At 70.6% G+C, this 22,227-nt stretch carries 21 protein-coding genes; 10 read left to right on the top strand and 11 right to left on the bottom strand.

Features of this window, described 5'->3' with window-relative positions; genetic code table 11:
- Nucleotides 1-209: 209 nt before the first annotated feature.
- The 4 genes from dnaK (at nucleotide 210) to ABC766_RS19760 (ending at nucleotide 4,797) form a co-directional block, all read left to right on the top strand.
- Nucleotides 210-2,123 carry a molecular chaperone DnaK gene (dnaK, locus tag ABC766_RS19775; RefSeq protein WP_345819302.1) on the top strand — a complete coding sequence of 638 codons (1,914 nt, stop codon included), beginning with the start codon at nucleotides 210-212 and terminating at the stop codon, nucleotides 2,121-2,123.
- Between the two features lie 317 nt (nucleotides 2,124-2,440).
- Nucleotides 2,441-3,589: a molecular chaperone DnaJ gene (gene dnaJ, locus ABC766_RS19770; protein WP_345819301.1), complete on the top strand. Its 1,149-nt coding sequence runs from the start codon at nucleotides 2,441-2,443 to the stop codon at nucleotides 3,587-3,589.
- 139 nt (nucleotides 3,590-3,728) lie between these two features.
- Nucleotides 3,729-4,367: a class I SAM-dependent methyltransferase gene (locus ABC766_RS19765; protein WP_043357854.1), complete on the top strand. Its 639-nt coding sequence runs from the start codon at nucleotides 3,729-3,731 to the stop codon at nucleotides 4,365-4,367.
- 109 nt (nucleotides 4,368-4,476) lie between these two features.
- Nucleotides 4,477-4,797: a hypothetical protein gene (locus tag ABC766_RS19760; protein WP_043357856.1), complete on the top strand. Its 321-nt coding sequence runs from the start codon at nucleotides 4,477-4,479 to the stop codon at nucleotides 4,795-4,797.
- A gap of 57 nt (nucleotides 4,798-4,854) precedes the next feature.
- Here the strand turns inward: ABC766_RS19760 and deoA are convergent, their stop codons facing one another.
- The 8 genes from deoA to ABC766_RS19720 all read right to left on the bottom strand — a co-directional run bounded on the left by deoA (nucleotide 4,855) and on the right by ABC766_RS19720 (nucleotide 11,522).
- Nucleotides 4,855-6,153 (bottom strand): thymidine phosphorylase, encoded by a 1,299-nt coding sequence (deoA, locus tag ABC766_RS19755; protein WP_345819300.1) that lies wholly within the window; start codon nucleotides 6,151-6,153, stop codon nucleotides 4,855-4,857.
- Nucleotides 6,154-6,155: 2 nt separating this feature from the next.
- On the bottom strand, nucleotides 6,156-6,887 hold the full coding sequence (deoC, locus tag ABC766_RS19750; protein WP_342145454.1) for a deoxyribose-phosphate aldolase: 732 nt from the start codon (nucleotides 6,885-6,887) through the stop codon (nucleotides 6,156-6,158).
- A complete protein-coding gene (locus tag ABC766_RS19745) occupies nucleotides 6,880-7,704 on the bottom strand; it encodes a purine-nucleoside phosphorylase (protein ID WP_345819299.1) in 825 nt (274 codons plus the stop codon). The genes deoC and ABC766_RS19745 overlap by 8 nt, the downstream gene beginning before the upstream one ends.
- Nucleotides 7,697-8,125: a cytidine deaminase gene (locus tag ABC766_RS19740; RefSeq protein ID WP_345819298.1), complete on the bottom strand. Its 429-nt coding sequence runs from the start codon at nucleotides 8,123-8,125 to the stop codon at nucleotides 7,697-7,699. The genes ABC766_RS19745 and ABC766_RS19740 overlap by 8 nt, the downstream gene beginning before the upstream one ends.
- Before the next feature lie 100 nt (nucleotides 8,126-8,225).
- Nucleotides 8,226-8,984 carry an anti-sigma factor gene (locus ABC766_RS19735; protein ID WP_043385215.1) on the bottom strand — a complete coding sequence of 253 codons (759 nt, stop codon included), beginning with the start codon at nucleotides 8,982-8,984 and terminating at the stop codon, nucleotides 8,226-8,228.
- Between the two features lie 103 nt (nucleotides 8,985-9,087).
- Nucleotides 9,088-9,723 (bottom strand): sigma-70 family RNA polymerase sigma factor, encoded by a 636-nt coding sequence (locus ABC766_RS19730; protein WP_043759186.1) that lies wholly within the window; start codon nucleotides 9,721-9,723, stop codon nucleotides 9,088-9,090.
- A gap of 58 nt (nucleotides 9,724-9,781) precedes the next feature.
- Nucleotides 9,782-10,336: a glutathione peroxidase gene (locus ABC766_RS19725; protein ID WP_345819297.1), complete on the bottom strand. Its 555-nt coding sequence runs from the start codon at nucleotides 10,334-10,336 to the stop codon at nucleotides 9,782-9,784.
- Nucleotides 10,337-10,397: 61 nt separating this feature from the next.
- Nucleotides 10,398-11,522, bottom strand: coding sequence for a patatin-like phospholipase family protein (locus tag ABC766_RS19720; protein WP_179697213.1), 1,125 nt, complete (start codon nucleotides 11,520-11,522; stop codon nucleotides 10,398-10,400).
- Between the two features lie 373 nt (nucleotides 11,523-11,895).
- On the opposite strand from ABC766_RS19720, the gene ispG reads away from it, so the two are divergent.
- The 6 genes from ispG to ABC766_RS19695 all read left to right on the top strand — a co-directional run bounded on the left by ispG (nucleotide 11,896) and on the right by ABC766_RS19695 (nucleotide 19,651).
- Nucleotides 11,896-13,227: a flavodoxin-dependent (E)-4-hydroxy-3-methylbut-2-enyl-diphosphate synthase gene (gene ispG, locus ABC766_RS19715; protein ID WP_043356351.1), complete on the top strand. Its 1,332-nt coding sequence runs from the start codon at nucleotides 11,896-11,898 to the stop codon at nucleotides 13,225-13,227.
- Between the two features lie 429 nt (nucleotides 13,228-13,656).
- A complete protein-coding gene (locus ABC766_RS19710) occupies nucleotides 13,657-15,675 on the top strand; it encodes a potassium transporter Kup (protein ID WP_053609118.1) in 2,019 nt (672 codons plus the stop codon).
- 53 nt (nucleotides 15,676-15,728) lie between these two features.
- Nucleotides 15,729-16,118 (top strand): DUF6968 family protein, encoded by a 390-nt coding sequence (locus tag ABC766_RS34010; protein WP_427902248.1) that lies wholly within the window; start codon nucleotides 15,729-15,731, stop codon nucleotides 16,116-16,118.
- A 267-nt stretch (nucleotides 16,119-16,385) separates the two neighbouring features.
- A complete protein-coding gene (locus ABC766_RS19705; RefSeq protein ID WP_043385201.1) occupies nucleotides 16,386-16,865 on the top strand; it encodes a (2Fe-2S)-binding protein in 480 nt (159 codons plus the stop codon).
- On the top strand, nucleotides 16,862-19,192 hold the full coding sequence (locus ABC766_RS19700; RefSeq protein ID WP_043385197.1) for a xanthine dehydrogenase family protein molybdopterin-binding subunit: 2,331 nt from the start codon (nucleotides 16,862-16,864) through the stop codon (nucleotides 19,190-19,192). Before ABC766_RS19705 ends, ABC766_RS19700 begins: the two co-directional genes overlap by 4 nt.
- A gap of 75 nt (nucleotides 19,193-19,267) precedes the next feature.
- Nucleotides 19,268-19,651, top strand: coding sequence for a hypothetical protein (locus tag ABC766_RS19695; RefSeq protein ID WP_043759197.1), 384 nt, complete (start codon nucleotides 19,268-19,270; stop codon nucleotides 19,649-19,651).
- Between the two features lie 150 nt (nucleotides 19,652-19,801).
- Here the strand turns inward: ABC766_RS19695 and ABC766_RS19690 are convergent, their stop codons facing one another.
- The 3 genes from ABC766_RS19690 to ABC766_RS19680 all read right to left on the bottom strand — a co-directional run bounded on the left by ABC766_RS19690 (nucleotide 19,802) and on the right by ABC766_RS19680 (nucleotide 22,158).
- A complete protein-coding gene (locus tag ABC766_RS19690) occupies nucleotides 19,802-20,581 on the bottom strand; it encodes a DUF1194 domain-containing protein (RefSeq protein ID WP_043385316.1) in 780 nt (259 codons plus the stop codon).
- 311 nt (nucleotides 20,582-20,892) lie between these two features.
- Nucleotides 20,893-21,120: a hypothetical protein gene (locus ABC766_RS19685; RefSeq protein WP_043352204.1), complete on the bottom strand. Its 228-nt coding sequence runs from the start codon at nucleotides 21,118-21,120 to the stop codon at nucleotides 20,893-20,895.
- A 324-nt stretch (nucleotides 21,121-21,444) separates the two neighbouring features.
- Nucleotides 21,445-22,158: an NAD-dependent deacylase gene (locus ABC766_RS19680; RefSeq protein WP_345819296.1), complete on the bottom strand. Its 714-nt coding sequence runs from the start codon at nucleotides 22,156-22,158 to the stop codon at nucleotides 21,445-21,447.
- Nucleotides 22,159-22,227: the final 69 nt, after the last annotated feature.

The raw sequence follows: 22,227 nt of genomic DNA, 5'->3' as shown, positions 1-22,227 counted from the left end.
TGAATGCCGCCGCGCAGGCTTCGCCTTGCGAGCCCGGAACGGGGTTCTTATATCGCCCTCGACGCGGGATTGCGCGCTGGGTTTCAGCCGTTCACGGCCCTTGATCCGGCCCGGGTCCCATACTCACATCACCTCCGTACACCGCCATGGGCCGAGCTGCTTCGGGGCTCGGCGGTCTGCTTGAACGCGACGAAAAGAGGGATCCCGCCATGGGTAAAGTTATCGGCATCGACCTGGGCACCACCAATTCCTGCGTGGCCGTGATGGATGGCACGCAGCCCAAGGTCATCGAGAATTCGGAAGGCGCGCGCACCACGCCGTCGATCGTCGCCTTCACGGATGACGGCGAGCGGCTCGTCGGCCAGCCGGCCAAGCGCCAGGCGGTCACGAACCCCGAGCGCACGTTCTTCGCCATCAAGCGGCTGATCGGCCGCACCTACGACGATCCGCTGACCCAGAAGGACAAGGGCCTCGTCCCCTACAAGATCGCCCGCGGCGACAACGGCGACGCCTGGGTCGAGGCGGACGGCAAGAAGTATTCCCCGTCGCAGATCTCCGCCTTCACGCTGCAGAAGATGAAGGAGACCGCGGAGGCCCATCTCGGCCAGCCGGTGACGCAGGCGGTCATCACGGTCCCCGCCTACTTCAACGACGCCCAGCGCCAAGCCACCAAGGATGCCGGCAAGATCGCGGGCCTCGAGGTTCTGCGCATCATCAACGAGCCGACCGCGGCGGCGCTCGCCTACGGCCTCGACAAGAAGAAGGCCGGTACGATCGCGGTCTACGACCTCGGCGGCGGCACCTTCGACGTGTCGATCCTCGAGATCGGCGACGGCGTGTTCGAGGTGAAGTCCACCAACGGCGACACCTTCCTGGGCGGCGAGGACTTCGACAACCGGATCGTCGAATACCTGACCTCCGAGTTCAAGAAGGAGCAGGGCATCGACCTGACCAAGGACAAGCTCGCCCTCCAGCGCCTTAAGGAGGCGGCCGAGAAGGCCAAGATCGAGCTGTCCTCGGCCACCCAGACCGAGATCAACCTGCCCTACATCACCGCCGACAACACCGGCCCGAAGCACCTCGCGCTGAAGCTCAGCCGGGCGAAATTCGAGTCGCTGGTCGACGATCTGGTGCAGCGGACGATCGAGCCCTGCCGCAAGGCGCTCAAGGATGCCGGCGTCTCGGCCTCCGAGATCGACGAGGTGGTGCTGGTCGGCGGCATGATCCGCATGCCGAAGATCCAGGAGGTGGTGAAGTCCTTCTTCGGCAAGGAGCCCCACAAGGGCGTCAACCCGGATGAGGTCGTGGCCATCGGCGCCGCCGTGCAGGCCGGCGTTCTCCAGGGCGACGTCAAGGACGTGCTGCTCCTCGACGTGACCCCGCTGTCGCTGGGCATCGAGACGCTGGGCGGCGTGTTCACCCGGCTCATCGACCGCAACACCACGATCCCGACCAAGAAGTCCCAGACCTTCTCGACGGCGGAGGACAACCAGAACGCCGTCACGATCCGGGTCTTCCAGGGCGAGCGCGAGATGGCGGCCGACAACAAGCTGCTCGGCCAGTTCGACCTCGTCGGCATCCCGCCGGCGCCCCGCGGCATGCCGCAGATCGAGGTGACCTTCGACATCGACGCCAACGGCATCGTCAACGTGACGGCCAAGGACAAGGCGACCAACAAGGAGCACCAGATCCGCATCCAGGCCTCGGGCGGCTTGTCGGACGCCGACATCGACCGGATGGTGAAGGACGCCGAGGCGAATGCCGAGGCCGACAAGAAGCGCCGCGAGCTGGTCGAGGTGAAGAACCAGGGCGAGAGCCTGATCCACGCCACCGAGAAGTCGGTGACCGAGTACGGCGACAAGGTCCCGGCTTCCGACAAGGGCGCCATCGAGACCGCGATGACCGCGCTCAAGACCGCCCTCGAGGGCGAGGATGTCGAGGCGATCAAGGCCCGCACCACGGACCTGATGCAGGCCTCGATGAAGCTCGGCGAGGCCATGTACGCCGCCAATCAGGCGGCGGGCCCCGACGCCGGTGCCGAGGCGGCCTCCGAGAAGAAGGACGACGTCATCGACGCCGACTTCCAGGAGGTCGACGAGAAGGACCAGAAGAAGCGCGCCTGAGGCGCGGGTCGGAGACGACCGTGCGGGGCCGGAGCGATCCGGCCCCGCCTTTGCTTGACACGCGCTGTTGCGCAGGCGCCGCAGGACGCGGGATATCGCCCGGATCGGAGCCGCGGGCTGCCGGCCCGTGCTAGAGCGCGAATCGCGACGTGCATCGGTCCGCACATTCTGCGCAAACCCGCGTCCCGAAGCCCCGCCGCAGCGGGCGTCGGCGCGGCGGGGTCCAGGGATCACGGCGCCGTCTGGACGCCTCTTGCGAGGCGGCCGCGCCGCGCCCCGAGACAGGGCGCGGATGGATTGTCCGGAGACGGGGTGGGATGTCGAAGCGGGACTATTACGAGATCCTGGGGGTCACCAAGACCGCCACGGAAAGCGAGATGAAGGTCGCCTTCCGCAAGCTCGCGATGACCTTTCATCCCGACCGCAATCCCGGCGACAAGGACGCCGAGATCAAGTTCAAGGAGATCAACGAGGCCTATCAGTGCCTCTCCGACGGCCAGAAGCGTGCCGCCTACGACCGGTTCGGCCACGCGGCCTTCAGCCAGGGCGGGGGCGGCGGTCCCGGATTCGGCAACGAGTTCGGCGACTTCATGTCGGATATCTTCGACAATTTCTTCGGTGACGGCCGCGGCGGCGGCGGCGGGGCGCGCGGGCGCGGCGGCACACCGGGCCGCGAGCGCGGGGCGGATCTGCGCTACAACCTCGAGATCACCCTGGAGGAGGCCTTCACCGGCAAGGCCGAGACCATCCGGATCCCGACCTCGGTGACCTGTGAGGCCTGTGACGGCTCAGGCGCCAAGCCGGGCTCGAAGCCCCGGACCTGCCCGACCTGCGCGGGCTACGGCCGCGTCCGGGCCGCCCAGGGCTTCTTCGCCATCGAGCGTACCTGTCCGAACTGCCACGGCCGCGGCGAGATCGTCGACGATCCCTGCACGTCCTGCCAGGGCGCGGGCCGCGTCAACCGCGAGCGCACCCTCTCCATCAACGTGCCCGCGGGGGTCGATGACGGCCTGCGCATCCGGCTCGCCGGCGAGGGCGAGAGCGGCCTGCGCGGCGGGCCGGCCGGCGATCTCTACGTCTTCCTGTCGATCAAGCAGCACGAATTCTTCCAGCGCGACGGGGCCGACCTGTTCTGCCGGGTGCCGATCTCGATGGTGACGGCCGCCCTCTCGGGCGAGATCACAGTGCCGGTGATCGACAGCTCGCAGACGCAGGTGCGCATCCCTGCGGGCACGCAGACCGCCAAGCAGTTCCGCATCAAGGGCAAGGGCATGCCGGTGCTCCGCTCGCGGGAGGTCGGCGACCTCTACATCCAGGTCTTCGTCGAGACCCCGCAGAACCTGACCAAGCGCCAGCGCGAGTTGCTCCAGGAGTTCGATCAGTCGGCCTCGCCGGAGAATCATCCCGAATCCGCCGGCTTCTTCTCGAAGGTCCGGGACTTCTTCGGGGGCGCGGTCCGGCCGTGAGCCGGATCCGAATCCTGGGAAGACCCGTTATGCAAGCGGCCGGCGTGGCTTGGGTCCCCTAGGCGACGCGCCGCCTTGACTGTAAGACAACGCCGTTCTTCAGCCTTTCATTCTCATTCGGCATCAAGGAATCCAGGACTTGCCGCCGCTCCGCCGTCCCAACGCGAAGGCTCCTGTCGGCAGGAGCGCGATTTTCGGGCCGCGGCGCGACCCCCTGGAGGACGAGGCCCGGTTCCTGCGTTCCTGGCTCGAGCGGCCCCTCGTCACGGGTGCGGTGACGCCGTCGGGCAAGATGCTCGCGCGCACCATGGCCGCCTATGTCGACCCGCGCCTGGAAGGACCGGTGGTCGAGCTCGGCCCCGGCACCGGTCCCGTGACCGAAGCGCTGATCCGGCGCGGCGTTGCACCGGAGCGCCTGATCCTCGTGGAGTTCAATCCCGATTTCTGCCGCCTCCTGACCCACCGCTTCCCCGGTGTAAGGGTCATTCAGGGCGATGCCTACAACATGCGGGCGAGCCTTCAGGACGTGCTGACGCAGCCCGCGGCGGCCACGATCTCGAGCCTGCCGCTGTTCACCAAGCCGTTGGAGCAGCGGCTGGACCTGCTCAACACCGCCCACGACCTGATGCGGCCGGGGGCTCCGTTCGTGCAGTTCACCTACGCGGTCGTGCCGCCGATCCCGGCCCGTTGCGAAGCCGGCAGCTATACCGCCGACCGTTCCAACCGGGTCTGGCTGAACCTGCCCCCGGCCCGGGTCTGGGTCTATCGCCGACCCTGACATGAACACGGCCTGAGCGAACAGGTCACGTTTGCGTCAACTTGAAAGGCGCATACCTGAGACACGGCCGGACGCGCCAACGCGGCCGGCGTGGAACAGGAAAGCGCCGATGTTCACCAAGACTGCACGGACCCGCTTTGCAGCCGCCCTTGCCTTCGGCGGGCTGGCCTTTGCGGCCCCGGCCATGGCCGCTCCGCTGAGCCTCGACGCCGGGCTTCAGGCTGACAGCGGGGACATCCACACCGTCCAGTATGGCTACGGCTACGGTCCCCGTCACGGCGGCTGGGGCCACCATGGCTTCGGTCCGCGCCATCATCATCATGGCGGCTGGGGACGGGGACGCCATTACGGCTGGCGCAACCATGGCTTCGGCCCGCGTCACCACCATCACGGCGGCTGGGGCCATCGCCACGGCTACGGCCGCTGGTAAGCCCAGACGGCGTGCGTCTCGCTCAGGCGGGGCGCGCGCCGGCCCTCATGCCGGCCCTCATGCCGCCCTCACCCGTTCGATGACGGGCGGCCGCTCCGACGGCGCGTCGCCGATCCGGTAGGCGGCGCGCAAGGCAGCCTCCGCGCGATCCGCCGAGGCCTCATCGGCGGCGTGGACGACCCCCAGCAGGCCACCGGACGCACCGGGGCCGGCGAGATCCGTGAAGCCCACACGCGGATCGATCAAGTCCCCCGGCTGCGTCCGCCCGCCACCGAGCCCGATCACCGCCAGGCCCAAAGCCCGTGTGGCGACCGCCGCAACGGTCCCATCCTGGTGGACCGGCCGCCGCACCGGCGCCGCGCGTAGATAGGTTGCCGGCCTCTCCAGCAGATCACCGGGCCCGCCGAGAGCCGTGACCATGCGGGCGAAGCAATCGGCCGCCCGGCCCGACGCGAGCGCCTGCTCCAGTCGCTCGGCGGCGCTGTCGCGGTCCGGCGCCAGACCGCCGACGACCAGCATCTCGGCTCCCAGTGCCAGCGTGACCGCGTGGAAGCGCGGCTCGCGGCGGTCGCCTGTCAGATACGCGATCGCGTAGGCGACCTCGACGGCGTTGCCGGCCGCACTGGCCAGCGGCGCATCCATGTCGGTGATCAGCGCGGCGGTGCGCAGGCCGGCGCCCTCCGCCACCGTGACGATGCTCTCGGCCAGGGCACGCGCCTCCGGCAGCGTCGCCATGAAGGCCCCGCCCCCCTGCTTGACGTCCATCACCAGCCCGTCGAGCCCGGCGGCGAGCTTCTTCGACAGGATCGAGGCGGTGATCAGGTCGAGGGACTCGACCGTGCCGGTCACGTCGCGGATCGCGTAGAGGCGCCGGTCGGCCGGGGCGAGGTCGGCGGTCTGGCCGATAATCGCGCAGCCGACGTCCCGGACGACCCTGCGGAACGCGTCCAATCCGGGCGTCGCGTCATAGCCCGGAATACTGCCGAGCTTGTCCAGCGTCCCGCCTGTATGGCCGAGGCCGCGCCCCGAGATCATCGGCACGTAGCCGCCGCAGGCCGCGACCATCGGCGCCAGCGGCAGGCTCACCGCGTCGCCGACGCCGCCGGTCGAGTGCTTGTCGAGGACCGGCCCCGGCAGATCCCAGGCGAGGACGCGGCCCGACTCGGCCATCGCGCGGGTCAGGGCCACCCGCTCCGGAAGGGAAAGCCCGCGGAAGAACACCGCCATGGCGAAAGCCGCCGCCTGCCCCTCCCCCACCGTGCCGTCGGTGAGGCCACGGACGAAGGCGTCGATCGCCTCCGGGTCGAGGGGAAGGCCGTCGCGCTTGGCCCGGATCGTCTCCTGAGGCAGCCGCACGTTCACGACTCCCGGGCCTGGATCAAGGCCGCGAACAGGCTGCTCGCCCCGAGCCGGAAGGTCTTGGGGCTCACCCAGGCGGGACCCATGAGGCGGTCGGCGAGAGCCAGGTAGGTGGCTGCGTCGGCAATGCTGCGCAGGCCGCCGGAGACCTTGAGGCCGGCGGGCCGGCCGCTCGCCCGGATCTCGGCCAGCATCGCCTCGGCAGCCTCCGGCGTCGCCGAGACCGCGCTCTTGCCCGTGGAGGTCTTCAGGAAGTCGGCGCCCGCCTCCAGGGCGATCCGGCTGGCCTCCCGGATCCGATCGGGATCGGCGAGCTCGCCCGTCTCCAGGATCACCTTGAGGATCGCGGATCCGCAGGTGTCGCGCACCGCCTCCACCATGTCGCGGGCGATCGCCGCCTCGCCCCGCAACAGGGCGCGGTAAGGCAGGACGAGGTCGATCTCGTCCGCCCCGTCGCGCAGGGCCTCGGCGGTGTCGTCGGTGGCGCGGGCGCAATCCTCGCCGCCGTCTGGGAAGTTGATCACCGTGGCGATCCGGATGCCGGTGCCCGCGAGCGCCCGCGCCCCCTGCTCGATGAAGCGCGGCCAGACGCAGATCGCCGCGACGCCGCCGCGCTTCGCGTCCCGGCAGAGGGCGTCGATCCTGGGTTCGGTGCAGGTCTCGCCGAGATCGGTGAGGTCGAGGAGCGGCAGGGCCCGGCGGGCGACCGCGCCGGCTTCGGACTCAGTCATCGGCGGTCTCTCCATCGGGCAGATGGGCCACGAAGGCCCGGATCAGGCGGCCGAGATCCTCCGCGGCCCGCGCCGCCACCGCCTTCGTCTCCGCGTGGTGCGGCGCCCCCCCGGCGATCCCGGCCGCGAGGTTCGTCACCACCGAGACCGCCGCCACCGGCAGGTCGAGGAACCGGGCGAGGATCACCTCGGGCACCGTGGACATGCCCACGAGGTCGGCCCCCAGGATGCCGGCCATCCGGACCTCCGCGGGCGTCTCAAAGCTCGGGCCGGAGAACCACGCGTAGATCCCCTCCCCCAGGGGCAGGCCGCAGGCCGCCGCCGCCGCGCGCAGCCGCGTCCGCAGATCCGGATCGTAGGCCGCGGTCATCGGCACGAACCGGGCGTCGCTGGCCTCGCCGATCAGCGGGTTCAGGCCGGACAGGTTGATGTGGTCGGCGAGCAGCACGAGGCTGCCCGGCCCCGTCCCAGGCCGCAGCGATCCGGAGGCGTTGCTGAGCAGCAGACGCCGGGCGCCGAGGTGCCGGGCGCAAGCGAGGGGCACCCGCATCACCGCCGGATCGCCGCGCTCGTAGGCGTGGGCCCGCCCCTCGAAGATCAGGACCGGCCGCCCCGCGAGGCGACCGCGGTGCAGCCGGCCGCCGTGACCGCTGACGCCCGGCCCCGGAAAACCGGGAATCGCCGCGTAGTCGAGGACGATGGCATCCGTGAGGGCGGCGGCGATGCCGCCGAGGCCGGTGCCGGTGACCACCGCGCAGGCGTAGGGTCCTGCGAAACCGGCGTCGCGCAGGGCGTCGCGGGCAGCCGCCTCACTCACCCAGCGTCTCCGGGCCGAAGGATTCCGGCAGCAGCTCCGCCAAGGTGAAGCTGCGGGCGACGCCGCCCGGTCCGGCGGCATGAATCGGCGTGTCCGGTCCCGCGAACTCGCGGATCCGCTGGCGGCAGGCGCCGCAGGGCGTCACCAGGCCGACGCCGTCGCCGCAGACCAGGATCGCCGCGATGCGCCGGCCTCCGGCCGCCACCATGGCGGCGATCGCTCCGGCCTCCGCGCAGGTCCCGACCGGGTAGGCGGCGTTCTCCACGTTGCAGCCGGCATGGATGACGCCGCGCTCGTCGCGGAGCGCCGCACCGACCGGGAAGCGGGAATAGGGCGCGTGCGCCCGGTCACGCACCGCCCGGGCGGCCTCGAACAGGGCGGCGAGCCCGTCATCGTCCCATGCTGAATCCGCGGCCTGCATGGCCGATCTTTGGCACCCGCCGGGGCGCCCTGTCGAGGGGGCCTGTCGAAGGGGCCGGGGCGGGGTCAGCGCCCTCCGGCCGGGTGCCGCCGGGGCGCCGTCAGCGGATCGCGGCGCCGAGGAGGCGCGCCGCCTGCCGGAGATCCGTGTCGTCCCGCGGGCCGCTCAGGGCGTAGGCTGTGTCGCCGGCATTCCACGACACGACGTCGCCGTCATCCGAGCCGGTGAGCGTCGTCGGACCGCCGCGGATGCCGCGGGTGGCGAACAGCGACGCCTCGCCGAACCGACCGGCCTCCAGGGCGACCTCGATCCCGGTGCCGTGCCGGGCGGGGAAGACCTGGATGTCGCGGACGCGCCAGCCATCCGGCAGGGCCGGGAGATCGATGCCCGTCGCCGAGCGCAGGCGCGGCCGGTCGTAGACCGGATCGTCGGCTTGGCCGCCCATGCTCTTGCGCAGCTGCGCGACGACCCGGGCCTGGCGCGCATCTGCGATCAGGGCCGGGTCCGGCGTCGCCGCCTGGGTGTCGGGAACGCCGAAGCGGCCGATCTCGTCATGGGCGAGCCAGCCCGCCCCCACGAGCACCGCGATGGCCGCGGCCCGCTTCAGGCGCGAGGCGACCCGGCGCCAGCGCAAATTCCGGTCGAAGCGACGCGCCAGAACGACGTTCCGGTCCGGCCCGGGCCCGGGAACGCGCTCGAAACAGGCCCGCAGGGCGTCGCGATCGTGCATCTCGGCCATCACCCGGGCCGCGGCCTCGGGGTTGGCCGCGAGATGGGCCTCGACGTCAAGACGGCGCATCGGGTCGATCTGCCCGTCGACGAAGGCGATGAGATCGTCGTCTGTGATCGGATCGATCATCGTGAAAGTCCTCGAATCCAGCGTGCCCGGAGGCGATCCGCCGGTCGCAATCGTTCAATCGGCACCGGCGCCCGCGGGCGCCGGACCTGTGTCGGCGCGGTCCTCAGCTCTCGCCGACGGCGCGTCGGAGGTGCCAGTTGGACCCGCTTTTCGGCTCGTCGGACACGACGAGCCGGAGGGTGGAGGGTGGCCCGCGACGCGTCTCGGGTGCCCGGGACGGTTCTCCTTCGCCGGAGGCCCGGTCGGCCCGCGTCCCCTCTTCGAAGGCCCGCAGGGCCGCCCGGCCGCGGCCGAGACGGGACATCAATGTGCCGATCGGAATGCCCAACACGGCGGCCGCATCGGCGTAGGCCATGCCTTCCAGCGTGACGAGATGGAGCGCGGCGCGCTGCTCCTCCGGCAGCTTGAGGAACGCCTGCCGAATCTGGGCGAGGCGCACCTGCCCCTCCTGGGCCGGCGGGGCCATGTCCTCGGTCATCCGCACCAGCGTGTCGGCGTGACGGGCCTCGACCTGCCGGCGGCGCTGCTCGTCGATGAAGGCGTTGTGCAGCACCGTCATCATCCAGGTGCGCAGATTGGTGTTGGGCCGGAGCGTGCCCTGCATCTCCAGAGCCCGCACCAGGGTATCGTGCACGAGATCGTCGGCCCGCAGCGCGTCGCGGGTCAGCGAACGCGCGTAGCGCCGCAGGGGCACCATCAGGTCGAGGAGGTCCGGGCGCGTGTTCTTGTCCGATGCCATGGGATGTGAACGCGAGGCAGCGGCCTTTTAATCCCGCCTGTCGGCCGGGTCTCGGATGTCAGGCCTGATCGAGGGCTGCCGCGATGCCCGAGATCACCCGCGGATCCGTCGGCTCGACCTGCGTGGCGAAGGCCGCCGCCAGGGTGCCGTCCCGGGCGATCAAGTATTTGTAAAAATTCCAGCGCGGCGTCTCGGCCGGGCGCTCGGCCGCTGCCCAGCGGTAGAACGGGTGGGCGCCCGGCATCTTCACCCGGGTCTTGGCGGTGAGCGGAAAGGTGACGCCGTGATTCTTTCGGGCGGCCTCCGCGATGGCCGGCCCGTCCAGCGGCTCCTGGTTGCCGAAATCCGGCGAGGGCACGCCCAGGACCGTGAGCCCCCGGTCGCCGAACCGCGTCCAAAGCGTCTGGAGCCCGGAGAGTTGCCCGGCATAGCCGCAGGCCGTGGCGGTGTTGACCACCAGGATCGGCTTTCCCGCATAGGCCGAGAGCGGCATCGGCGCGCCCTCGGGCGTCTCGAAGGCGAAGTCCGTGGCCCGCATGGCCTCGGCGGCGCGGGCGGTGCCGGCAAGGCCGGCACCGATCAGGATGAGAGCCTCGCGGCGCAGCAGCGTCATGGCAGGTCTCCGGCTCGGACGTCCCGCGGCCGCAACGGGCCAGGTCGGACGGGGGATCACCTCATTGATATGCCTGCTGCAGGTCGACCGTACAGTCTCGGCCGACTGCGTCATAATTCTCCGCGAGCCAGGCTTGCGCGGCGGCGCGGCCCTTGTCGCGCAGGCGCTTGAAGACGGTCCAGCGGGCGTCGAGCTTGGAGGCGGCGTTGTAGTCCTCCAATGCGTCGGTCCCGTCGATGCGGTGCACCAGGACCCGGCGATACTGGCCCTGGCCGAGAACGCCTTCCTCGATCAGCCCGTCGAGGAAGTCGATCGCCCGCAATTCCCGCATCAGGTTGGCGTTGAAGGTGATCTCGTTCAGCCGGTCGCGGATCTCGGCCTCCGTGCGCGGGGTCTCCCGCCGCTCCACGGGGTTGATCTGCACGAGCACGATGTCGCGGGTCTGGGCGCCGCGATGCAGGGGGTAGAGCGGCGGATTGCCGAGATAGCCGCCGTCCCAATAAGGCACGCCGTCGATCTCCACCGCCTGGAAGACGGTGGGCAGGCAGGCCGAAGCCATCAGGTGATCGACGGTCAGCCGCTCACGCTCGAAGACCGCGAGCTTACCCGTCCAGACATTGGTGGCCGAGACGAACAGGCCCGCCGTGTCGGCCTCGCGCAGGCGGTCGAAATCGACCTGCTCGGCCAGCGCCTTGCGCAGCGGGTTGATGTTGAGCGGGTTCGACACGTAGGGGCTCGGCGCCAGCATCTTGGCCCAGAACTCGGCCACCGGATTGCCCTTCCACAGGCTGAACAGGCCGCTGACGAAGTTGCGCTGGGCCGGGCCCAGGTCGCCGTCGAGGCTGACCTCGCGCCAGAACCGCTCCAGACCCTCGCGGGCTCCGTCCGGGCCGCCCTTGAGCCAGCCATCCACGAGGACGACGGCATTCATCGCCCCCGCGCTCGCCCCCGTGACCGCCTCGAAGCCCAGACGCCCATCTTCGATCAGCGCATCGAGGACGCCCCAGGTGAAGGCGCCGTGCGCACCGCCGCCCTGCAGCGCCAGGGCCACTGGCTTCTCGGCCTTGGGCCCGGCCAGCACGTGGCCCGACCCCTGGGCGGACTGCGCCTCGATCACGTCCGAGACGGGTGACTCGGGGACGGCGGTGGCCGGATTGTGCGGCTCGCCGCCGGATTGCTCGCTCATGTCGGCCTCCTGGTCCGGCCGCTTAGATGGGATGCTGCATTGCAGCATCAACCGTCGGCCGTGCCTGCGGCCCGCGGCCCGCGCCCCCGCCGGCCCGAGCGAATCGGCAACAGAGGCGGACGAAATCCCGATGGCGCCGAAGGCAAACGCCGCGCGGACGTGCAGCAAACTCGACATCCGCGCCCGGATACGACATGACAGCCGCGATGCTGTCATGCGCGATGCTGTCCTGCGTGGCGCCGGCTTGACGCGGCGCCGGGTCGTCCGCAGCTAACCCGCGACAGCCCCGAAGTTCCGGCGAAGCGTGTCCCGGGACAGGCCCGGCAGCCCTCAGGCTCCGGCGTCCCGTGAGGCGCGCCCGCGAAGGTCCACGATGGAAGTCATGGAAGCCACCCGTTCCGAAAGCCCTGCCGCCGACAACCCGCTGGCCGGTGGCGGCCCGGAAATCGCCGGCCCCGCGCCGCGCCACCGCACCGTCGGCGTGACGGTCGGCGAGGGCGAAGGCGCGGTCACGGTCGGCGGCGGCGCGCCGATCGTCGTCCAGTCGATGACCAACACCGACACGGCCGACATCGACGCCACGGTGGCGCAGGTCGCCCAGCTCGCCCGGGTCGGCTCGGAGCTGGTGCGCATCACGGTCGACCGGGACGAGGCGGCGGCGGCGGTGCCGAAGATCCGCGAGCGCCTCGACCGGATCGGCGTCCATGTCCCGCTGGTGGGCGACTTCCACTACATCGGCCACAAGCTGCTCGCCGACCACCCGGCCTGCGCCGAGGCGCTCGCCAAGTACCGGATCAATCCCGGGAACGTCGGCTTCAAGGACAAGAAGGACACCCAGTTCTCGGCGATCATCGAGCAGGCGATCAAGCACAACAAGACCGTGCGGATCGGCGCCAACTGGGGCTCGCTCGACGGTGAGCTGCTCACCCACCTGATGGACGAGAACGCCAAGGCGCCGCGGCCGATCGATGCCCGGGCGGTGATGCGCGAGGCGATGGTCCGCTCGGCGATCAGCTCGGCCGACCGCGCCGTGGAACTCGGCCTGCCGCAGAACAAGATCATCCTCTCGGCCAAGGTCTCGGCCGTGCAGGATCTGATCGCCGTCTACCGCGAGGTGGCGCGCCGTTCGGATTACGCGATCCATCTCGGCCTCACCGAGGCCGGCATGGGCTCGAAGGGCCTCGTGGCCGCCTCCGCCGCCATCGGCGTGCTCCTCCAGGAGGGCATCGGCGACACGATCCGCTACTCGCTCACCCCAGAGCCCGGCGGCGACCGGACCGTCGAGGTCAAGGCCAGCCAGGAACTCCTGCAGACGATGGGGTTCCGCACCTTCGTGCCGATGGTGGCGGCCTGCCCGGGCTGCGGTCGCACGACCTCGACCACCTTCCAGGAACTCGCCCGGGACATCCAGAACTGGATCGTCACCTCCATGCCGGAGTGGAAGAAGTCCTATCCGGGCGTCGAGGGGCTGAACGTCGCCGTGATGGGCTGCATCGTGAACGGCCCGGGCGAATCGAAGCATGCCGATATCGGCATCTCGCTGCCCGGCACCGGCGAGACCCCGACCGCGCCGGTCTTCATCGACGGCAAGAAGGCCATGACCCTGCGCGGCCCGACGCTGGCCAAGGATTTCGAGACGATCGTGATCGACTACATCCAGCGCCGATTCGGTCAGCAGGGCGGGACGCGCACCGCCGCCGAGTGAGGCGCGGGGCGGGGGTAAACACCCCCGGCCCGCTCCCGTCGCGGCTCGGTGAAGTCTGTCCTCGCCCGGGAGGACGCCTCCTGCGGCGCCGGCATTCCGGGGCTCCGTGGGCGGGCCCGGAAACAAGACCCCGCGTCGGTTCAGGCGCTTGATCCATCGGCGCATCGGGCCGGCGCGCGAGCGTGTCGCGGCTCCGGCGGATCGCATTCGGACCTGAATCGCACCGAGACCCAGCTCCGCGATCTTCGCAGAGGCACACGGTTTCCGGCCGCACGCGGGCATGATAGCAAGGCCACACGATCCCGCGAGCGGTCGGCCCGGTGGCCGGCCCGCACGGTTCGGCGGAGTGTTCGCGTGTTCTGCCCGGCCCCGACTGGCCCCTGAGCCGAACCGCGAAGCGCCGGCCACGCCCGAGCTTCCGACATCCCCATGAGCCACAACTTCGCACCCGGCGTAGCAGCCCAGCCCGCGCCCGCAGCGCCCGACGCCGCGCGGGAGGCCGCCGCGGCGTCCGACGAGACGGCCGGCCAGACGCCCATGCACGGGCCGGCGACCTCCGGCACCCTCGATGCCCCCGAGAAGGCGGAGACGCGCCACGGCCATGCCGGCTTCTGGACGCTCCTCGTCGGCTCCGTCGGCGTCGTCTACGGGGATATCGGCACCAGCCCGCTCTACGCCTTCCGCGAGGCGCTGGTCCCGGCCCGGACCGACGGCATCCTGCTGCCCGAGGAGGTGATCGGCACCGTCTCGCTGATCCTCTGGGCGCTGTTCATGATCGTGACCGTGAAATACGTCGCGATCCTGCTGCGCATGGACAACAACGGCGAGGGCGGCATCCTCTCGCTGATGGCGCTCGCCCGGAAGGCGCTGGGCGGCTCGCGCATCGTGTTCATGCTGGGATTGATGGGCGCCTCGCTGTTCTACGGCGACGCGGTGATCACCCCGGCGATCTCGGTGCTCTCGGCGGTGGAGGGCCTGAAGCTCGTCACCCCCGCCCTCGACGATTACGTGCTGCCGATCACCGTGGTGATCATCGTCGCGCTGTTCCTCGTGCAGAACCGCGGCACCGGCAAGGTCGCGGCCTTCTTCGGGCCGGTGACCATCGTCTGGTTCCTCGCCATGGCGCTGGCGGCACTGCCGCATATCGGCCTGCACCCGGAGGTGTTCCGCGCCGTCAATCCCTGGCACGCCGTGAACTACCTGCTCGGCCATGGCACCGGGGCGCTGGTGGCCTTGGGCGCGGTGTTCCTGGCGGTGACCGGGGCCGAGGCGCTGTTTGCCGATCTCGGCCATTTCGGCCGCAAGCCGATCCAGCTGGCCTGGATCGGCCTCGTCTTCCCGGCGCTCGCTCTCAACTATCTCGGGCAGGCGGCCCTGGTGCTGGAGAAGCCCGACACCGCCGACCCGTTCTTCCAGCTGGTGCCGGCCTGGGGCCTGCTGCCGATGGTGATCCTCGCGACGATCGCCACCGTGGTGGCGAGCCAGGCGGTGATCACCGGCGCCTTCTCGTTGTCCCGGCAGGCGATCCAGCTCGGCCTGCTGCCGCGGCTGGAGATCCGCCATACCTCCGAGTCGCATGCCGGGCAGATCTACCTGCCGCAGATCAACGGGCTGCTGATGGTGGGCGTCGTCCTGCTGGCGGTGCTGTTCAAGACCTCCTCGTCGCTGGCCTCGGCCTACGGCATCGCGGTGACCGGCACGATGCTGCTCACCGCCTCGCTGACCTTCCTGGTGATGTGGCGCATGTGGAAATGGTCGCCGGTGGCGGCGGCCGCCGTGATGCTGCCCTTCATCGTCCTGGAGTTCCTGTTCCTGCTGTCCAACCTGATCAAGGTGGTGGAAGGGGGCTACGTGCCGCTGCTGCTCGCCGGCGGCCTCATCATCCTGATGTGGACCTGGGTGCGGGGCGTCACGATCCTGTTCAACAAGACCCGCAAGACCGACGTGCCGCTCGTGGAACTGGTCGGCATGCTGGAGAAGAGCCCGCCCCACCACGTGCGCGGCACCGCGGTGTTCCTGACGAGCGATCCCGAGATCGCCCCGGCCGCGCTCCTGCACAACCTCAAGCACAACAAGGTGCTGCACGAGAAGAACGTGATCCTCACCGTCGAGACGGTGGACACGCCCCGCTCCAACGAGGCCGACAAGGTCCGGATCGAGCCGGTGGGCCCGCATTTCTACCGGGTCGTGATGAAGTTCGGCTACATGGAGACGCCGAACATCCCGAAGACGCTGGTGCTGCTGCGCCGCCAGGGCTTCAAGTTCGACATCATGGCGACGTCGTTCTTCCTGTCGCGCCGCTCGATCCGGCCGGCGGCGCATTCGGGCATGCCGCTCTGGCAGGACCGGATCTTCATCACCCTCGCCAAGAACGCGAACGACGCCACGGACTTCTTCCAGATCCCCACCGGGCGGGTCGTAGAGGTCGGCACGCAGGTCACGGTGTGAGGACCACGCCGCCATGGTCATCGGCACGCGCGTCCTGACGATCCGGGGGGCCGGTGGCGGACATTCCTGGCGCGGGTCCGGCTCGAGCGCCGGAAGACACGGACGGGCACGGGATCTGCCGCTTCACGATCGGCCGGCCCGAAGAGCCGTGCGAGAGTCTCGGGGCCGGCGTCGATGCGCTGCGGGCCGTCCACTTAGCGATGCAGAGGACCGGCATCGACCTCAAGGTCAGCGCGGCCCACGAGACCGGCACCCGGGTGGGGGCAAAGCCCGGGCATGGGCCGGCTCTCCTATTCCGTAGAACGGCCACGCGCGTCCGATCGGCGCGGACAAGGTCTCGAGGAGCGGGGGCACTGCGCTCCCTGTGCGAGCGGAGCGAAGCCACCCGGCACGCCACGCGCACCGGGTGCGCGCGGTCGTGGATCACGTCGTGCCCCGCGTGAGGCATGCTGCCTGTGATCGCATGCCCTGACGATGTGCGCCGCCGCACGCGGCATGTCCTGAGCGCAACCACTCGCGGATGACCGGCCGCGTCCCTGCGTTGCGCCCGGCCCGAGGCCTGATTTAGAATACTTATTATTCTGAGCTTGAGCGTTAGCCCGGCGGCCCGGCCGCATCGGTGAACGTTAGCTGGCAAATCCGGCCTTGGCCTCCGGCCCGGCTCAGACCCGACTGATCGCCGCTCCGGCGCCGCCAGACAGGACGCAACGATGATCAAACTCACCGTGAACGGGGCTGCGCGCAGCTTCGACGGCGACCCCGACATGCCGCTGCTGTGGTACCTGCGGGACGAACTCGGGCTCACCGGCACGAAGTTCGGCTGCGGCGTCTCGCTCTGCGGGGCCTGCACCATCCATCTCGGCGGGACGGCGACCCGTGCCTGCATCACCCCGGTCTCGGCCGCCGCCGGCCAGGAGGTCGTCACCATCGAGGGTCTGTCGCCGGACGGCAACCACCCGGTGCAGGTGGCGTGGCGCGACCAGAACGTCGCCCAGTGCGGCTTCTGCCAGTGCGGCCAGATCATGCAGGCCGCCGCGCTCCTGAAGGACACGCCGAAGCCGTCCGACCAGGACATCGACGACACGATGAGCGGCAACATCTGCCGCTGCGGCACCTACCCGCGTATCCGCGCCGCGATCCATCAGGCTGCCGGCCAGCCGGCGCCCGCCACCAAGGGAGAGCGCCTGTGATCCACGACGCGAAGATGAGCGCCCAGCTCGCCGCCGGCACCAAGCCGGCCCTCGACAATGTCAGCCGCCGCGGGATCCTCGGCGGCGCCGGCGCTCTCGTTCTGGCCCTCTCGCTGCGCCCGGCGCGAGCCGACGAGACCCAGACCGCCGAGCAGAAGGCCCAAAAATTCGGCGCCGACGGCATGCCGCACGGCTGGCGCGACGATCCGAAGATCTTCGTCGCCATCGCGCCGGACGGCACCGTCACGGTGACCAACCACCGCTCCGACATGGGCCAGGGCATCCGGACCTCGGTGGCCTTCACGGTCGCCGACGAGCTGGAGGCCGACTGGTCGAAGGTGAAGGTGGTCCAGGCCTGGGGTGACGAGACCCGCTTCGGCAACCAGGACACCGACGGCTCGCGCTCGACCCGCCACTTCTTCCAGCACTTCCGCCACGCCGGCGCCGCCGCGCGGCTGATGCTGATCCAGGCCGCGGCCAAGCAATGGGGCGTGCCGGCCTCCGAGGTGACGGCGGTCAACCACACCCTGACCCACGCCAAGTCGGGCCGCACCCTCGGCTACGGGGCCGTGGCCCAGGCCGCCGCCGAGCTGCCGGTGCCCACCGACGTCAAGCTGAAGGACCCCAAGGACTTCCGCTACATCGGCACCGGCAAGGTCGGGTTGATCGACAATTTCGACATCACCACCGGCAAGGCCGTCTACGGCCTCGACACCAAGCTCGACGGGATGCTCTACGCGGTCGTCGCGCGCCCGGCCGTCTATGGCGGCACGGTGAAGTCCTTCGACGACAGCGAGGCCAAGAAGGTCCCGGGCGTCGTGAAGATCTTCAAGATCGACGGCGGCACGATCCCGTCCGAGTTCATGCCGCTCGGCGGCGTCGCCGTGGTGGCCAAGAACACCTGGGCGGCCCTGAAGGCGCGGGACGCCCTCAAGATCACCTGGGACGACGGCCCGAACGCCGGCTACGACACCGACGCGTTCCGCAAGGAGCTGGAGGCCGCGGCCCGCAAGCCCGGCAAGGTCGTGCGCACGCAGGGCGACGTCGACGGCGCCCTCGCCAAGGCCAAGACCAGGGTCGAGGCCGAGTACTTCGTGCCCCACCTCGCCCAGGCGCCGATGGAGCCCCCGGCGGCGGTGGCCCGCGTGAAGGACGGATTCTGCGAGGCCTGGGCCTGCACGCAGGGTCCGCAGGCGGCCAACGACCGCCTGATGAAGGCGCTCAAGCTGCCCGACGACAAGGTGAAGGTGAACGTCACGCTGCTCGGCGGCGGGTTCGGGCGCAAGTCCAAGCCCGACTACGTGGTCGAGGCGGCGCTCTGCTCGCAGGCCGTGGGCGGCGCCCCGGTGAAGCTCGCCTGGACCCGCGAGGACGACCTGCACCACGGCTTCTACCACACGATCTCGGTGGAGCATCTGGAGGCCGGCCTCGACGACAAGGGCATGCCGGTGGCGTGGCTGCACCGCTCGGTGGCGCCGACGATCGGCTCGATCTTCGCGCCCGATCCGAAGCACGAGCTGCCGTTCGAGCTCGGGATGGGGCTGGTCAACACGCCGCTGAACATCCCGAACATGCGGCTGGAGAACCCCGAGGCTGCCGCCCATGTCCGCATCGGCTGGTTCCGCTCGGTGTCGAACATCCCGCACGCCTTCGCGATCCAGTCCTTCGTGTCGGAGCTGGCGCACGCCGCCGGCCGCGAGCCGAAGGAGTACCTGCTCGACCTCATCGGACCCGATCGCAAGATCAGCCCGACCGAGATCGGCGACGTCTGGAACTACGGCGAGGACCCGAAGCGCTACCCGATCGAGACCGGCCGCCTGCGCGGCGTGATCGAGGCGGCCGCCAAGGGCGCGGGCTGGGGGCGGCAGATGCCCAAGGGCACCGGCCTCGGCATCGCGGGCCACTACAGCTTCGTCACCTACACGGCGGTGGCGGCCGAGGTGGAGGTCGACGACAAGGGCCAGGTGAAGGTGAAGGCGATCGACATCGCGGTCGATTGCGGGCCGCAGGTGAACCCGGAGCGCATCCGCTCGCAGATGGAGGGCGCCGTGGTCATGGGGATGGGGCTCGCCCTGACCTCCGAGATCACCTTCAAGCAGGGCCGGGCGGTGCAGAACAACTTCGACGGCTACGAGGTCCTCCGGATCGACGCCGCCCCGAAGGTGGTCCGCGTGCACCTCGTGCCGACCGGCAATTGGGACGGGCCGCTCGGCGGCGTCGGCGAGCCCGGCGTGCCGCCGGTGGCGCCGGCGATCGCCAACGCGATCTTCGCGGCCACCGGCCGCCGGGTCCGGCAATTGCCGATCCGCGATCAGCTGAGCGCCTGAACCGTCACCCGTCGCGAGACGTTGGGGCCGCAGGGGGAACCTGCGGCCCCATTCTTTTGGAAAGTACCCGACCCGATGATGCGTCCCGCCCTGACGGCCTGCCTGACCCTGATCCTGACGGCAGCCCCGGCCCTCGCCTCGCCCTGCGGCGACCGGATCGACAGCGTTTCCAAGCGGGTTCAGTCCGAGATGCGGCAGTCGATCTCCGCCTCGACCAGCGGCCAGGGCAATGCCGCCAAGCGCGGCGGCGAGGGGGTCACCGGCACGGAGGGTCAGCGGGCGAAGGAATCCCCCGAGGCGCCGCCAGAGAAGTCGGCCCAGGCCGGCCAGGGGGCGGATGCCGCCCAGCAGGCGCAGGTCGCCCTCGAAGAGGCGCGCACGGCCGATTCGAAGGGTGACGCCAAGGGCTGCGAGGCGGCCCTGTCCCGCGTCGAGCAGCAGTTGAAGAAGGCACCCTGAGCACTTCATAGAACGGGCTGACGGGTTCGATGCGCGAGGCTGGCCGCTCCCGCATCGATCCAAGCCACCTCTCTCATCCTGAGGCCCGCTGCGCGGTCACCTGAGGATGAGGGGAAGGGTTCGACGTGAGCCCTGGCTGGGCTTGCCGCCTCACCGGCCCAGCGCGCTGATCTCGATCACGAACTTCCGCCGCAACGCCCGCGAGAAATCGCCGTAGCCGGCGGCCGCCAGCAGGAACGCCCCCGGGCCGCCGATGACGTGGGCGCGGTACCATTGCTCCAGGCTCGTGCGTTCCTGCGGCAGCGGGGTCGGGAGCAGGCCGTAGCCCGGCGCCCGATAGGCCCCGGCCCCGACCACGTCGTTCTCGCCGGGCACCAGGATCGGCAGGCCGTTGACCGTCGCTCCGGTGGCGAGCAGCGCCGCATGCGCCTCCGCGAGGCTGTCGGCGTCGGTGCAGTTGTCGATCCCGTCGCCGGAGACGTCGACCACCACGCGCTCGGCCGGGATCGGGAGCGTCGGGAGCACGGCGTCGGTCACCGTGCGGAACATCTGGCCGAGGCAGGTGAACTCGCCGGCCTGCCGGGGCGTGGCCCGGACGAGGGCGGCGGTCGCCGCAGCATCGACGCGGTTGGCGATCCGCCGCCAGCCGACCGCGAGGTTCGCCCGGTCCGCCCAGGTCACCATCGCGAACAGGATCCCGCCCGGATTGCCGGTGATCGCGCCGATCACCGACGGATCTTCCAAGGCCTCCGCGATGCCCTCCATCTGGAGCCGGAAGCGGGATTCGTCGACGGATTGCGACACGTCCACCGAGACGACCAGCGCGGTGGCGACGCTCTCGGGGGCGGCCTTGGCGGGCGCCAGCCCGAGGAGCAGGAGGCCGGCGCCCCGCAGCGCGCCGCGGCGGATCCATCCCGACCCCGTCCGCATCATCGGCCTCGGCGCTCCCGGAAGGCGCGGCCCTGCGGCCGTCGCGCATCCGTTAGGCCACGTTTCGACGGGACGCGAAACCGGCCTTTCGGGGGGGCCGCCGCGCGGCCCCGCCCGTCGGACCGACGCGCTGCGGGCAGGCCCGGATGCGCGTCGGCAGGGTGTCGTGCGGGCGCGAAGCCCGGCCCCGGTGAGGAGGACTCACTCCGGCGGCGGTAGCCCGCTCATCTCGGAGGTGGCCCGTCCTCCGGCCCCATCCCTGGGCCGGCCGCGGGGTCGTCGAGGACGGCCTCGGTCGCCCCGGAAGGTGCTTAGGCCGCCGCCGCGGCGGCGAGGGCGTGCCGGTTGCCGTTCAGGCCGGCGCAGAGATCGTCGATCTCGGCGAGGTCCAGCGCCTCGCCGGCCCGGCCGGCGATGGTGTCGATCAGATGATCCTGGCGGGGATCGAACGGATGACCCTGCATCCGGTAGAACTGGTAATAGCGCAGCGCCGCCAGGACGGTGTCACGCTCGCGGTCGGTTACGGTGAAGTGCTGCATGGGTAGTTGCTTCCCCTTGTGGCTTCAACGAACGCCCGGGTAGGCCGCGACGCCGATCCCGAGCTTGACTGTTGTAACCCGTGGGCAACTGCCAGACCAGTTCTTGACAGCTCGCGCCGATGTGATTCGCGTCATTTAAGATTTTGATCCTGGGCGGAGCCGGGCGATCACGGATCGAAAAATCCTGTTTGCACAACAGCTTGGCATGCCGGGTCGCGAATGCCGCGCGGTCGGACCCGGCCGTCGCTCGTCCCGAGTCCCCGCATGGACCCTCACGAACCCTCACGGACCCTCATGGACCCGCGCCGCCGCCCCCGCGCCCGCCTAGAGGCCGAGTTCGGCCAGATAGCGCGGCAGCGCGGCGCTCGCCGGCCCGTACCGGGCCTCGTCGAAGGCGTCGGCGTTGTCGGACGGCTCCAGATTGACCTCGCAGGTCGGGATGCCGAGCGCCCGGGCCTGCCGGACGTAGCCCGCCGCCGGGTAGACCGCCCCCGACGTACCCACGGCCACGAACAGGTCCGCCCCGGCCAGCGCAGCCTCGATCGCGTCGAGGTGCATCGGCATCTCGCCGAACCAGACCACGTCCGGCCGCATCCGGCCCGACGCGCCGCAGGCGGGGCAGCGATCGGCCCGGCTCAGGTCGGCGCGCCACGGCGTGACCGCACCGCAGGCGCAGCAGCGCGCCTTGAGCAATTCGCCGTGCATGTGGGTGACCGCCTGCGAGCCGGCCCGCTCGTGCAGGTCGTCGACGTTCTGCGTGCACAGGAACAGCCGCCCGCCCCGCGCGGCGAGCCGCGCCTCGGCCTGCGCCAGAGCGACATGCGCGGCGTTCGGCTCGGCCGCGACCGCGCCGCGGCGGCGATGGTCGTAGAAGTCGAGCACCGTGTCGGGGTCGGCCGCGTAGGCCTCCGGGGTGGCGAGCCGCATCGGGTCGAACCGCGCCCAGATCCCGCCGCGGTCCCGGAACGTGCCGAGCCCGCTCTCGGCCGAGACGCCCGCCCCGGTCAGCACGAAGATCGTCCTGGGATGGTCCGTCATGCGGTGCTCCTGCTCGCCGGAGATTGGCCGGATATGTCCGCTGGCTGGCAGCGCGGTTTCTTTCGCCCA

It is taken from the genome of Methylobacterium fujisawaense (assembly GCF_039619325.1).
GTDB lineage: Bacteria > Pseudomonadota > Alphaproteobacteria > Rhizobiales > Beijerinckiaceae > Methylobacterium > Methylobacterium fujisawaense.
The sequence above is the reverse complement of the archived record's forward strand: the minus strand, read 5'-3'. Positions and strand labels throughout refer to the sequence as shown.

What these genes read in the sequence shown, in the direction of transcription:
- ABC766_RS19725 (WP_345819297.1), bottom strand. Translation starts at nt 10,336, where the DNA reads ATGACGCTGCTGCGCCGCGAGGCTCTCATCCTGATCGGTGCCGGCCTT.
- ABC766_RS19690 (WP_043385316.1), bottom strand. Translation starts at nt 20,581, where the DNA reads ATGCGGACGGGGTCGGGATGGATCCGCCGCGGCGCGCTGCGGGGCGCC.
- ABC766_RS19695 (WP_043759197.1), top strand. Translation starts at nt 19,268, where the DNA reads ATGATGCGTCCCGCCCTGACGGCCTGCCTGACCCTGATCCTGACGGCA.
- dnaJ (WP_345819301.1), top strand. Translation starts at nt 2,441, where the DNA reads ATGTCGAAGCGGGACTATTACGAGATCCTGGGGGTCACCAAGACCGCC.
- ispG (WP_043356351.1), top strand. Translation starts at nt 11,896, where the DNA reads ATGGAAGTCATGGAAGCCACCCGTTCCGAAAGCCCTGCCGCCGACAAC.
- ABC766_RS19735 (WP_043385215.1), bottom strand. Translation starts at nt 8,984, where the DNA reads ATGATCGATCCGATCACAGACGACGATCTCATCGCCTTCGTCGACGGG.
- ABC766_RS19740 (WP_345819298.1), bottom strand. Translation starts at nt 8,125, where the DNA reads ATGCAGGCCGCGGATTCAGCATGGGACGATGACGGGCTCGCCGCCCTG.
- deoC (WP_342145454.1), bottom strand. Translation starts at nt 6,887, where the DNA reads ATGACTGAGTCCGAAGCCGGCGCGGTCGCCCGCCGGGCCCTGCCGCTC.
- ABC766_RS19705 (WP_043385201.1), top strand. Translation starts at nt 16,386, where the DNA reads ATGATCAAACTCACCGTGAACGGGGCTGCGCGCAGCTTCGACGGCGAC.
- ABC766_RS19685 (WP_043352204.1), bottom strand. Translation starts at nt 21,120, where the DNA reads ATGCAGCACTTCACCGTAACCGACCGCGAGCGTGACACCGTCCTGGCG.
- ABC766_RS19720 (WP_179697213.1), bottom strand. Translation starts at nt 11,522, where the DNA reads ATGAGCGAGCAATCCGGCGGCGAGCCGCACAATCCGGCCACCGCCGTC.
- dnaK (WP_345819302.1), top strand. Translation starts at nt 210, where the DNA reads ATGGGTAAAGTTATCGGCATCGACCTGGGCACCACCAATTCCTGCGTG.
- ABC766_RS19760 (WP_043357856.1), top strand. Translation starts at nt 4,477, where the DNA reads ATGTTCACCAAGACTGCACGGACCCGCTTTGCAGCCGCCCTTGCCTTC.
- ABC766_RS19730 (WP_043759186.1), bottom strand. Translation starts at nt 9,723, where the DNA reads ATGGCATCGGACAAGAACACGCGCCCGGACCTCCTCGACCTGATGGTG.
- ABC766_RS19710 (WP_053609118.1), top strand. Translation starts at nt 13,657, where the DNA reads ATGAGCCACAACTTCGCACCCGGCGTAGCAGCCCAGCCCGCGCCCGCA.
- ABC766_RS19680 (WP_345819296.1), bottom strand. Translation starts at nt 22,158, where the DNA reads ATGACGGACCATCCCAGGACGATCTTCGTGCTGACCGGGGCGGGCGTC.